The sequence below is a fragment of the Flavobacterium sp. genome, assembly GCF_025352015.1.
Lineage (GTDB): Bacteria > Bacteroidota > Bacteroidia > Flavobacteriales > Flavobacteriaceae > Flavobacterium.
Genome location: NZ_JANXUG010000048.1, coordinates 20,252 through 30,781, shown reverse-complemented (window position 1 = coordinate 30,781; position 10,530 = coordinate 20,252). Strand labels below are relative to the sequence as shown.

At 33.8% G+C, this 10,530-nt stretch carries 7 protein-coding genes and 1 tRNA gene; 3 read left to right on the top strand and 5 right to left on the bottom strand.

The genetic code is table 11. The features are described from left to right. Nucleotides 1–195: 195 nt before the first annotated feature. The 3 genes from Q0Q96_RS05140 to Q0Q96_RS05130 are packed head-to-tail and all read right to left on the bottom strand — an operon-like array spanning nt 196 to nt 1,838. The gene (locus Q0Q96_RS05140) at nt 196–723 is read right to left on the bottom strand and encodes a DUF4468 domain-containing protein (RefSeq protein ID WP_293872162.1); all 528 of its coding nucleotides are present in this window, start codon (nt 721–723) and stop codon (nt 196–198) included. 22 nt (nt 724–745) lie between these two features. After that, a complete protein-coding gene (locus tag Q0Q96_RS05135) occupies nt 746–1,141 on the bottom strand; it encodes a biopolymer transporter ExbD (RefSeq protein WP_293872161.1) in 396 nt (131 codons plus the stop codon). Next, nucleotides 1,122–1,838: a MotA/TolQ/ExbB proton channel family protein gene (locus tag Q0Q96_RS05130; protein WP_293872160.1), complete on the bottom strand. Its 717-nt coding sequence runs from the start codon at nt 1,836–1,838 to the stop codon at nt 1,122–1,124. Before Q0Q96_RS05130 ends, Q0Q96_RS05135 begins: the two co-directional genes overlap by 20 nt. A 126-nt stretch (nt 1,839–1,964) precedes the next feature. On the opposite strand from Q0Q96_RS05130, the gene Q0Q96_RS05125 reads away from it, so the two are divergent. Both Q0Q96_RS05125 and Q0Q96_RS05120 read left to right on the top strand, forming a co-directional pair. Next, the gene (locus Q0Q96_RS05125) at nt 1,965–3,185 is read left to right on the top strand and encodes a folylpolyglutamate synthase/dihydrofolate synthase family protein (protein WP_293872159.1); all 1,221 of its coding nucleotides are present in this window, start codon (nt 1,965–1,967) and stop codon (nt 3,183–3,185) included. A gap of 58 nt (nt 3,186–3,243) precedes the next feature. Then, nucleotides 3,244–3,318 (top strand) — tRNA-Val (locus Q0Q96_RS05120). A 30-nt stretch (nt 3,319–3,348) separates the two neighbouring features. Here the strand turns inward: Q0Q96_RS05120 and murF are convergent. Further along, nucleotides 3,349–4,632: a UDP-N-acetylmuramoyl-tripeptide--D-alanyl-D-alanine ligase gene (gene murF / locus Q0Q96_RS05115; protein WP_293872158.1), complete on the bottom strand. Its 1,284-nt coding sequence runs from the start codon at nt 4,630–4,632 to the stop codon at nt 3,349–3,351. Between the two features lie 67 nt (nt 4,633–4,699). Beyond that, complete coding sequence (gene gldJ, locus Q0Q96_RS05110) at nt 4,700–6,430, bottom strand: gliding motility lipoprotein GldJ (protein WP_293872157.1); 1,731 nt, start codon at nt 6,428–6,430, stop codon at nt 4,700–4,702. A 195-nt stretch (nt 6,431–6,625) separates the two neighbouring features. Here gldJ and porU point away from each other — a divergent pair, with 195 nt between their 5' ends. Then, nucleotides 6,626–10,513, top strand: coding sequence for a type IX secretion system sortase PorU (porU, locus tag Q0Q96_RS05105; protein WP_293872156.1), 3,888 nt, complete (start codon nt 6,626–6,628; stop codon nt 10,511–10,513). Nucleotides 10,514–10,530 lie beyond the last annotated feature (17 nt).

Genomic DNA, 10,530 nt, shown 5'->3' with positions numbered 1-10,530 from the left:
TAGTCAATATCGTCTTGAAAACGTATCTAGCCGTGTCACAATTTGGCAACTTTGTCTTGTTTATTATTAGTTATTTATCAAAGGTATTTTTATTCTATTTGAATTAGAAACAAAGATATGAGCCGTTTTGCGATAGTGTCCATAAATTTTTACAAAATTAAATTTGGTGGGTTTTGAAATATAAGAAAAAGCGCTTTACCAGTTTTCGGCTTTCTTCTTTTTATCCATATACAGTACTAAACTTTTGTTCAATCCGTTGAATAATCCTTCGTAAGAGGCCGGAGCGTCACTCAAATACTTTTTCACATTGCCGTCTTTATCGTAATACTCTAAAAAATTATCTAAATTTGGTTTAGAGATCTTTCCGTTTATATCTTTTAAGACTATATCGGTAACGGCAAATTTATATTTACCGTCTTTAAAAGTGATGTCAGCAGTATACGTTGCGTTAGAACATACCGTGGTTCCTCCTGCTTTGCTGCACAAAAAGTTTTCTTTTACACCTTGGAATGTTATTTTTTCGTTTTCAACAGACGATACTACTTTGTTTCCCTTATTGTCCTTTACCCAGTCGAGTGCTCTTTTATACAAATCTTTTGCGGGGCTATCGTAAGTAGTTACAATAAAATCGGTCAAACCTTCTTTTGAAAACTTGAATTCGGTGTCTTGCGCAAATGTTGATGCCGTTATTAGGACTGTCAGCAATATCAATTTTAATTTCATGTGCTTTCTATTAATTTTATTTTTACTTCGGACTAGTAGCAATGACGAACTTGAGTTTGTTCTTCACTCCTATTTGCAATACATTAACCAAGTCCTGAACTTGAAGCGTTGCCGGAATTCTGATGATGACCGTTAAGTCTTTTGCAGGATTCATTTTGGATAATAATTTAGATTCCAATTGATCCAAACCAACTTCTTCTTTGTCAACAAAAAACCGTTTTTCTTCTGTTACTGAAAGCGTGATGAGTTGCTTATTGGTTTTTTCATTCGTTTTAGATTTTGGTAAAGTCATTCGTATCACGTTTGGATTTGCCAAAGTTGAAATAATCAAGAAAAACAACAGCAAAAAAAACATAATGTCGCTCAAAGACGAGGTAGCGACTTCTGCATGAAATCGTTTATTTCGTTTTATGGCCATTTGGACGTTGAATTATATTGATAAATTCTAATACTTGTTTTTGGATAGCCAATGAAAAAGCATCGATTCTTCCGTTGAATAAATGATAGCCACTGTAGGCTACAATTCCCACTATCAAACCAGCACCACTACTAATCATTTTTTCATATAAACCTCCAGAAATGTTTCCGATACTAATATCTTCGGTAACTGAAATACTATAAAAAATTTTAATAACTCCCGAAATCGTACCTATAAATCCTAAAGTTGGTGCTATACCAGCAATCAAACCTAGTTGTCCTAGCTTTTTTTCCATGTAACCAATCTCGATATTGGCAGCGCGTTCCATATTAGATTCAATTTCGTTGATGTGTCTACCAATAGTAAGCACGCCTTCTTTGATGATTTCTCCTTGCGCTGCGCCACTTCTCTCGGCGTTAGCAACTGCCATTTCTATGTTAGCATTGTTTAAATGAGTTCGGATGTCTTTCATCAAATGAGAATCTATTTTAGCCGCTTTACTAATATATAAATAACGTTCAAAAATAAGATATAAGGTATAAAATAATAAAATAGCAATGGGTATTAAAAAAAAACCGCCTTTAAGGATGAATTCTAAAACAGAAACTTCGTTGGTCAAAGCAGCATTGGCTTTGTCTACAGCAGGAAGTGCTTTTGCTAAAGTATCGGCTTGTAACTGTAAAAATAAACTGCTCATATTTATAAAATTTTTTACTATTAATACTGAAAATAATTTCAATTTTGTACTTCAATAATACGCATGACAATATAAACGAAAAAAAGTGTACAAAAGTATATCCACACATTAAATTTTCCGAAAATTATGAACTACAAAGAAACCATAAACTGGATGTTTGATAAGTTGCCAATGTACCAAACACAGGGCGCAACAGCCTATAGAAAAGATATTTATAATACTGTTTTATTAGCCAAACATTTAGGAAATCCTGAACAGCATTTAAAATGTATTCACGTAGCAGGAACTAACGGAAAAGGTTCTACTTCGCATTTACTTGCTTCGGTTTTTCATGAAGCAGGTTATAAAGTTGGTTTATATACTTCACCCCATTTGCTGGATTACCGGGAGCGCATCGCCATCAATGGAGTACCTATTTCTGAAGAGTTCGTGTGCGACTTTATTAATAAAAACAAAGCATTTTTTGAAGCAAACGACTTGAGTTTTTTTGAAATGAGTGTAGGAATGGCTTTTGACTATTTTGTAAAACAAAAAACGGATATTGCTATTATAGAAGTTGGCATGGGCGGAAGATTAGATTCTACCAACATTATTACTCCTTTAATTTCAGTAATTACGAATATTGGATTAGATCATACGCAGTTTTTGGGCAATACTTTAGAAGCTATTGCTTTTGAAAAAGCGGGGATTATAAAACCTACTATTCCAGTAGTGATTGGGGAGTACATTGGGGAAACCAAACCCGTTTTTATAGCTAAAGCCAATGAAACGCAATCAGAAATCTTTTTTGCTTCCGATGTAATTCAAGAGATATATCCTTCTGCTTTGCATGGCGATTATCAAATTCAGAATAAGAAAACTGTTTTGCAAACAATTAAAATAATACAAGAAAAAAAACTGTTTTCAGTTTCAGAGCAAGCCATTAAAAATGGTTTTTTGAACGTGATTAAAAATACAGGATTACAAGGAAGATGGCAACAGTTAGGAGAAAACCCAAAGATAATTTGTGATACTGCTCATAATGCGCACGGATTGAAAATTGTTTTAAACCAATTAAAAAAAGAAAAATTTGATAAACTACACATAGTTTTAGGACTTGTAAATGATAAAAATTTAGAAGAAATTCTACCATTATTTCCAAAAGAAGCCATTTATTATTTTTGTAAACCCAATAGTTCAAGAGGATTGGAAACACAAATTTTAAAAGACAAAGCGACTGAATTTCATCTTTATGGCAAAACATTTCTTTCAGTATCAAATGCTTATCAAACCGCTAAAGAAAACGCCTCATTAAACGATTGTATCTACATAGGCGGAAGCACTTTTGTAGTTGCAGAAATTTTATAATTTTCTACAAATATATTTGCATTATCAAAAAAGTAGGCTATATTTGCAATCGCATTAAGGGCGATTAGCTCAGTTGGTTCAGAGCATCTCGTTTACACCGAGAGGGTCGGGGGTTCGAATCCCTCATCGCCCACAAAACTTCACTAGAAATAGTGGAGTTTTTTTATATATATTCTAACGTTCTTTCTAACGCCATTCCTCTGGATCCTTTTATGAGAATGATTTTGTAATCTAGTTTTGTGTTTTTTAAAAATTGGGCAAAGTCTTCAAATGTCCTGTAAAAATGGAATTTTTTATTTTGAATACTATTACTAAAAAAATCCTTTCCTATAAAATGACATTCAAACGAACTGTTTATATCCAAAAAATTTACGATAGCTTTGTGTTCTGCGGAACTGCTTTCTCCTAGTTCATACATATCACCAATAATCACAACTTTATTGATTTTGTCTATTTGTATGAAGTTTTCCAACGCAACCATCATGCTACTAGGATTTGCATTATAGGCGTCTAATATGATTTCGTTGGAACCTATAGTCAATAATTGTGAACGATTATTTTCGGGCACATAACTTTCGATAGCTTCTTTACAATCGTTTATAGTTACACCAAAATAATTTCCAATTGTAGTTGCCGCATTGATATTGTTCGCATTATACAATCCAATTAAATGGGAATTGAAATCAGTATTAAATGTCTTAATTTTCACAAACGGATTGGCGGTAACACTTTCTATAAAAACGCTAGCGCTTTTATCTTTTTGACTGAAAGAGATTCTGTTAAAATCAATCGTTTTAGTGTTTTGTATTTCATCGTCCAGATTAACAAAAACCAATTTATTGTTTGACTTCAGATAACTATACATTTCACTTTTACCTTTTATCACACCTTCCACTCCGCCAAAACCCTCAAGATGTGCTTTCCCAAAATTGGTAATATATCCATAATCTGGTTGTGCTAAATCACACAAAAACTCGATTTCATTTTGATGATTGGCGCCCATTTCTACTATGCCGATTTCAGTTTCATTGTTGAACGACAATAAGGTTAATGGAACTCCAATATGATTATTCAAATTACCATGTGTAGCTTTTGTATTGTATTTTTTAGACAATACGACATTGATTAACTCCTTGGTAGTAGTTTTGCCATTACTGCCCGTTAAAGCAATAATAGGTAATTTTAAAAATTGTCTGTGAAATTTAGCAAGCTCTTGCAGTGCAGTTAAACAATCGACTACAAGTACAGTCCTTTCATTAATAAAATAATCTTCATTATCAATTAGGACGTAACTTGCTCCTTTTTCTAGTGCTTCTTTGGTAAAAGTATTAGCATCAAAACGCGCACCTTTTAGGGCAACAAAAAAAGAATTAGTTTCAATTTTTCGAGTATCAATTGAAATCTCACTACATGTTAAAAATAAATTATGAATTTCTTCTATGGACATTTTGAAAAAAGTTAAAATAAAAAAGCCCTTAAAAATAGGGCTTTTTTGTTATTTTAAAATAGTATATTTAGTTTCTGGCTCTTTTCTTTTTATCGGCTTTTGGACCAACTCTAGACATAGCACATCTAAATCCTATGTAATCTGTCGCCATATCTTGAGGAAAGTATCTTCTTTGCGCTGGGTCTAGCCAATAGGCTCTATCTCTCCAAGATCCACCTTTATAAACTCTCACATCGTCATTTACTAAAGTAGTACGTTTGTTTGAATGGTCATATTTTCTAACCATATTTCCTAAACTATCAGTTGATACATTGTGTTTTGGAGAATCATACATTCTTTGATCATCTTTCAATTTTCCTTTTTCATCTCCTTCTTCTGAACCTCCAAATTTGAAATATCTTGTTGACTGCTTGTCTCCATCGCGATAATTTCTGTTATCAGATTTATCAAAATTTTGTCTCAAATAGGTTTCTTTTTCATCAACTGGTACTTTAGCTATTTGACCAGGAAAATTTCTAGAGATAATTTTACCATTAGATAATGTATCAAATTTTTGAGTTTCAGCTGTGACTAATTCCACCTTACCATCATCGCCAATTTTGTCTTTGGTATAAACATTCCCTCTGTAGTAATTGAAATCATTAGCTTCATCATCCACTATAGGTCTGTAAACATCGGCAACCCATTCGGCAACATTTCCAGCCATATCATATAATCCAAAGTCATTTGGAGGATAGGATTTCACTTTATTGGTGATATCAGCACCGTCATCTGACCATCCAGCAATTCCGCCATAATCTCCTTTGCCTTGTTTGAAGTTAGCCAATTGATCTCCTCTTACTTGTCGTTTTCCAGAACGCGTATAACTTCCAGACCAAGGATATTTTTTTTGTCCTTTGTATGCATTGTATTCTCTTTGACCGACATCTGCGGCGGCTGCATATTCCCATTCAGCTTCTGTTGGTAATCTATAATCTGGCAATATTAAACCCGAAGTTCTTTGAGCATACACATTTTTAGCACTATTACCTGCTGTATTATTTGCTCCTGGCGTTGCTCCTTTGGCAGCTTTAGGTGCAGTTCCTCTACCCTTACCTTTTTTCAAAACTAGTTTATCATCACCACCTTTTGCGGTCGAAGGAGAGGCAAGATATGCCGCTGTATTAAAAACTTTATCCGCAGTCATGTCTGTAACTTTGCCATCTTTTTTTAAGTAGCGTTGTTGTTCGAGGATATTTTCATTTACACGGTCGGTTCGCCATTTTGCAAATTCGGTAGCTTGAATCCAATTAACGCCAACAACAGGATATTCAGCATAAGCTGGATGTCTTAAATAGTTTTCGGTCATGGTTTCATTATACCCCAATCTGTTTCTCCAAACTAATGTATCTGGGGAAGCACCTTCATAAATGTTTTTGTAATTATCTTGATCAGGAGGGAAGACTGTTTTCAGCCAATTTAAGTATTCCATGTACATCAAATTGGTAACTTCGGTTTCGTCCATATAAAAAGACATCACGTGTTGTTGATTTGGTGTATTATTCCAATCATGCATTACATCGTCCTGAACTTTACCCATAGTAAAAGTTCCTCCTTCTACCATTACTAATCCGGGACCAGTTGCTTGCTTTTTGAATTTATTGGCATATTGAAAACCTCCTTTTTTGTCGTTGATTTTCCAGCCAGTGGCTCTTGAACCTCCTCCTTTTGTGCTCGATTTTTTACTACAACTAGCAAAACCGACAATTATTATTAAAGATAATAATAACTTTACAGCAGTAATTTTATTTATTTTCATATTCATAGTAGGTATAAATTTCGTGGTGCAATATAAGTATTTACGATTAAATTGCAAAAACTTTTTTAAATTAATACTATTTTAGCTTTTTCTGAATTTACTATAATTAAACGCAAAATTTCTTATTTTATTATATTTTGTTTAAAAAAAAATCTTTGAATACTTTTTTAAATGTTTTTACGTTTACTGTTTATTATGAAATGGATTATTACTATTTTTTTTCTTTTTTCAATCAGTTTCCTGTCTAATGCGCAAGAGCAGGGGAATATTTCTTTGAATTGGACTGGTAAAAAAAAGTTGTCATATGGCACTTTTTCTTATACAGTGCCGCAGTTTAATGCCGAAAATTATTTTTTTGATATCTATTCCAAAACCATCAATTATTCTTTAACCATAAAACTTGACGGCAAGAGTAACGAAGATGGATTTCAACTTACCAACCTTGTTTTTGAACCTATTCAAGAAAATCAACTGGGTGATATTGCCATAAAAAACATTCCAACCACTTTTAAATATACTTTCAAAAACAGTTTGGCTCGAAATGATTATTACGGCAAGATTACAATTACTCCTCTTGTTAAAGAAGGGGATTCTTTTAAAAAACTTGTATCTTTCAGTTACGCTACAGGACAAAGTTCCTTGCGTAAGCAACCTGTAGTCAATAATGTTACAGCCATTGAAAATTCAGTATTAGATTCTGGAAATTGGTATCGGTTTTATGTACAAAAATCTGGAGTTTATAAAATCTCTAAAAATTTTCTTCAAAGTTTAGGTCTTGATACCAATGTTGATCCAAGAAAAATAAAAATTTATGGCAACGGTGGACGAATTTTACCGCTTTTAAACTCTGTCAGTTATCCCATAGATTTAGCTGAAAACGCAATCCAATTTATTGGGGAGAATGATGGTGTTTTTGATGATCAAGATTATATTCTTTTTTATGCTGAAGGCATGGATAAATGGAGTGAAGATTATAGAAGCAACCTGAACATTTATGCTGATAAATCGTATTATTATGTAACGGCGCAAGGAGATGATGGCAAGCGAATTAGAGACATACTGCAACCTACCGCAAGTGCTACAACTATTTTAAGCACTTTTGACGATTATCAGTTTCATGAAATTGAAGCAGTCAATATTGGCAAATTAGGAAGGATATGGTTTGGAGAACAATTCAATATTGACAATGTGCAAGAATTTAGTTTTAAGTTTCCCAATATTGTTTCCGCTTCGAGTATCAAAGTTAGTGTTCATGCCGCATCGGTTTCCTTTAGTCCAACAAATTTTAAATTTGAATCGGGAAGTCAACTTATAGGAAATATTGGACTTTCCGCGTTATCAAATGATGGTGGTGTAGTTGCCAGTGAAGGTTCGCTAAACAATATTGCTGTTACTACCTCTGGTGAAGATGTTGTGATAAAAGTTACTTATGATAACGGTGGAGTTCCCAGCGCAAAAGGTTATTTAGATTATATCAATATCAAAGCCAAACGAAATCTTCAAGGTTATAGTAAGCAGTTCGCATTTCAATATGACCAAGCGAGTTCCTTGATGGGCGTTGTAGAATATCAACTATCTAATGCCGCCACAATAAATCAAGTTTGGGATATTACCGATATATATAATGTTTCGAAAGTTGACAATACCCAAAATATATTTTCATTCAAATCAAATTTAGGTCAAGTCCGAAATTATATCGCCGTTGACAATACCGATTATTATGCTCCTTCCCGAGAATCGCGAACTAAAGTCGATAATCAAAATCTCAAAGGCACCATTTTTACAAACGCACAAGGACAGTTTCAAGACGTTGACTATTTAATTATTACTCCAAAATTTTTAAATTCTGAAGCTGAAAAATTAGCTGCTTTTCACAGAAATTATTCTAATTTGAATGTAAAAGTTGTTAATCTAGAAACTATTTATCAAGAATTTGCATCGGGAAAACAAGATATAGCCGCCATTAGAAATTTTGTAAAATATGTTTACTTCAATGCTTCCTCGCCAGATAAAAAAGTTAAATATTTGAATCTTTTTGGAGATGCTTCCTATGATTTTAAAGACCGTGTGGCCAATAATACGAATACAGTACCGATATACCAAGCCATAAATAGTTATACTGAAGGGGAATCTTCCTTTGCGTCAGATGATTTTTATGCGATGATGGATCCGGATCAGGGTAGATTAGACACGTATACTAACTCTTCTTTTGATTTAGGAGGCATTGATATTGCTGTTGGCAGAATGATTGTCAGTTCTACGCAACAAGCCGCCGAAATGGTAAATAAAGTAATTGAATACAACGACCTCAAATCGTATGGAAGTTGGAGAAATAATTATGTAGCTATCGCTGATGATCCCTCTATAGCACCAGATCGTACAGCTGACAATCAGTTGCAGTATTTTCAAAACAGGTTAGCTGATAAAATTGCAACCGAAAAACCGTTCTTCAACATCAAAAAAATTCTACTCGATTCTTATCAGCAAGAAACTTCTGCCGGAGGAAAAAGATACCCAAAAGCACGGGAAGAAATTTTTGCGGCTTTTGAAAAGGGTGCATTGGTTTTTAATTATCTGGGACATGGTGGAGAAGATGGTTTGGCAGAAGAACGAATTTGGGAAAAATTAGATGGACAGAATTTAAGCAACCAATATAAATATCCTTTATTCATCACCATTACATGCGATTTTTCGAGATTCGATAATCCATACCGTCCAACGGCTGGCGAATACACCTATTGGAATCCAAAAGGTGGTGCCATATCTATGATAACCACAATTCGTTCGATTGGTCAAGGTTCAGCACAAATTTTTAACGATAAACTAGCGCAAAATCTGTTTGCGTACGGAAGCGACAATTACACCTCGATGGCAGAAGCCTTAAGACTTGCAAAAAACGCAGGGTCAAATACCGCAACAAACGTCGTTTTTTATCTTGGTGATCCGGCTTTGTTTCTTGCAATTCCAAAGCCAAAAGTGGTTTTAACCAAAGTAAACGGAATGCCTATCACTGGTCTTATTGATGATTTTAAATCGTTGGCGTACGTTAAATTAACAGGACAAATATTGGACGAAAACAATAATTTTCTGCCAAGTTACAATGGTGAATTAGCCGTCAATATTTTTGATAAAATTATTCAAACCCAAACTTTGAGAAATGATGGTTATGATGCTATTATTGACGACGCTTTTGATACAGCTCCTCAAATGCCATTTAAAATTTTAGGGGAAACTATTTTTAGGGGAAATGCATCAGTAGTTGGTGGAAATTTTGAATTTGGTTTTTATGTGCCACGAGATATTCGAATCCCAGTTGATAAAGGTAGAATTAGTTTTTATACCAAAAGAAATCAAATTTTATTAGACAAAACTGGTTACAATACCGATATAAAAATTGGAGGTATAAACACAAATGCCGTTGTGGATAATATTGGACCAACAGTTAAGTTATATATGAACGACGAAACATTTGTAAATGGTGGTATTACCAATGCATCTCCTTTTCTTTTGGCAAAACTGCAAGATGAACACGGCATCAACACGGCTAGCGGAATTGGTCACGATATAGTGGGTATTCTTGACGGAGATGAAACAAAACCTTTTATAATGAATGATTATTTTGAAACCGAACTAAATGATTTTACGAAAGGTCGCGTGTATTTCCCTTTCCGAAATTTAGCAGTTGGTTTGCACACTTTAATTTTTAAAGCATGGGATGTTTACAACAATCCTGTAAATGCCGAAATACAATTTGTTGTTGTTGGTGACGACAGTATAACGCTTAATCATGTCTTAAACTATCCAAATCCGTTTGTGAGTTACACTGAATTTTGGTTTTCTCATAACAAACCTTTTGAACCATTAGAAGTTCAGGTGCAAGTAATGACCATTACTGGAAAAATTGTTTGGACAAAAAACCAAACCGTAACCAATGATGGTTTTCTTTCAAGAGAAATTACTTGGGACGGAAAAGATGATTTTGGTGACCGCATTGGGAAAGGTGTTTATGTCTACAAACTGACGGTAAAGTCAACTTTATCGAACAAAAAAGCAGAAAAAATAGAAAAACTTGTAATCCTTTAGGAAAATACTATATTTGT

Coding starts and splice junctions, on each gene's coding strand:
- Q0Q96_RS05140 (WP_293872162.1), bottom strand. CDS start 723: ATGAAATTAAAATTGATATTGCTGACAGTCCTAATAACGGCATCAACA.
- Q0Q96_RS05135 (WP_293872161.1), bottom strand. CDS start 1,141: ATGGCCATAAAACGAAATAAACGATTTCATGCAGAAGTCGCTACCTCG.
- Q0Q96_RS05130 (WP_293872160.1), bottom strand. CDS start 1,838: ATGAGCAGTTTATTTTTACAGTTACAAGCCGATACTTTAGCAAAAGCA.
- Q0Q96_RS05125 (WP_293872159.1), top strand. CDS start 1,965: ATGAACTACAAAGAAACCATAAACTGGATGTTTGATAAGTTGCCAATG.
- murF (WP_293872158.1), bottom strand. CDS start 4,632: ATGTCCATAGAAGAAATTCATAATTTATTTTTAACATGTAGTGAGATT.
- gldJ (WP_293872157.1), bottom strand. CDS start 6,430: ATGAAAATAAATAAAATTACTGCTGTAAAGTTATTATTATCTTTAATA.
- porU (WP_293872156.1), top strand. CDS start 6,626: ATGAAATGGATTATTACTATTTTTTTTCTTTTTTCAATCAGTTTCCTG.